The following is a 1,496-nucleotide window of genomic DNA, read 5'->3' on the forward strand; positions in this document are numbered from 1 at the left end:
CGCAAATTGCAATAACAAGTTGGACACGCCGTGGTAGACAGCCTCGGTCTCGGATGGAGCCGCAGGCTCTGTCCGGGACCGAGGGTGCCGCAGCCGTCAGGCTGCGTATACAGCGTCCAGGAACGATTCAAACAACTCCTCCGAGGTGCGGTAGCCGAGCTTTCTGCGGGGCCGTCCGTTCAGCTCGTCAGCAGCGGCGAGGATATCCTCGTCGGTGAATTGCTCAATGGACTTGCCCTTGGGGAGGAAGGCCCGAAACAGGCCGTTGTGGCGCTCGTTCTGGGGCCGCTCCCATGAGGTGTACGGGTGAGCAAAGTAGACCTTGGTGCCCCATTTTTCTATCTGAGCGAAGTCAGCGAATTCGCTGCCGTTGTCCACAGTAATCGTCTTAAAGACCTGGTCGAAATGCTCGCCGTACTCGGCATGGAGGGCGGTCATGGCTGCCATCACCGCCTCGCTGGTTTTGCCGGGGATACGGAACGCAAGGTAGTTCTGGGTCTTCTTCTCCAGCAGAGAGAAGACTACGGACTCCTTTCCAGACCTCCTTCCAACCACGGTATCGCCCTCCCAGTGGCCTTCTTCCATGCGGAGAGAAGCAATCTCCGGACGGTCTGAAATGCTTGCGCCGTAACGCTTTTTGTTCTCCCGAACCCGGTGCTTCTTCGTCTTTCGCTTCAATGCTTCAGGCAATTCCGTGGGATGGATGGGCAGACATCCTCTCCACACCATATTGTAGAGTGTGCGGGAGCAAACCATCTTAGACGGCTCAAACAGGTGGTGCAGCTTGGCGTAGCCGCAGCAGGCATCCAGCGACCACTTGTGTTCCTGTACCTGCCGGATCACCCACTTGGAGAAGTCCTGGCAACCGTCCGATTTCGGGTTCCTGTGGCAGGTTGCTCTGTTTGCCTTGTACACCGCCTCTCCCAATTTCGGGGAGTAGCCGGGGGCTTTCCCCTTGGTGCTCTTACGAACCGGTGTACCACGCCGCAGCTCGTTTGTAATGGTGGATGGAGCGCAGCCCACCTCTCTGGCAATGGCCCGTATGCCAAGGCCTTGCTGTTTGAGGGCCTTAATGGCACCCCGTTCTACCATACCGAGATGCTGTCCCTTCTTGCGTTCTGCTGCTACTGTGATATAATCTTGGTAGTCCATAGTGATTGCCTCCCATAGTGAATTTGGTGTAGCAACTTCATTCTACCACGGGAAAAAATCACTATGGACTTTTCTCTTCAAGTGCCCAACTTGATTTTACAATCAACCAACAAAAAAGTCTGCAAATAAAAAGTCAATAGGGAAATAAAGAAAAATTGAGGAGAGAAAAAGTAAGCGTAAAAACAGTCGGCGGCTTGTCAGGGTAAAATGCCTCTGCCAAACTATAAGAGTCTGAGGAAGTGCATGGTAGTACCAAGTAGTACCAGAGAGTGTCCCAGACTCCAAGATAGTGAGGTGCAGACATGGAGAAGGCAGCAAGTTTACAGAGAGCCAATCAACAACAG

Annotated in this window: 2 protein-coding genes; both read right to left on the bottom strand. The window is 53.7% G+C overall.

Annotated features, from left to right (window positions below; translation table 11 throughout):
• Nucleotides 1–96 precede the first annotated feature (96 nt).
• On the bottom strand, nucleotides 97–1,152 hold the full coding sequence (locus E0E29_RS16900; RefSeq protein WP_130848640.1) for an IS30 family transposase: 1,056 nt from the start codon (nucleotides 1,150–1,152) through the stop codon (nucleotides 97–99).
• A 102-nt stretch (nucleotides 1,153–1,254) separates the two neighbouring features.
• Nucleotides 1,255–1,496 (bottom strand): hypothetical protein (locus E0E29_RS18510; RefSeq protein ID WP_207303632.1); only part of this gene is annotated, 242 nt, incomplete at its 5' end.

Origin of the sequence: Intestinimonas timonensis (assembly GCF_900626145.1) — a bacterium.
Lineage (GTDB): Bacteria > Bacillota > Clostridia > Oscillospirales > Oscillospiraceae > Intestinimonas > Intestinimonas aquisgranensis.

Bases quoted from the DNA above. Each gene is read 5' to 3' on its own strand.
- E0E29_RS16900 (WP_130848640.1), bottom strand. From the start codon at position 1,152: ATGGACTACCAAGATTATATCACAGTAGCAGCAGAACGCAAGAAGGGA.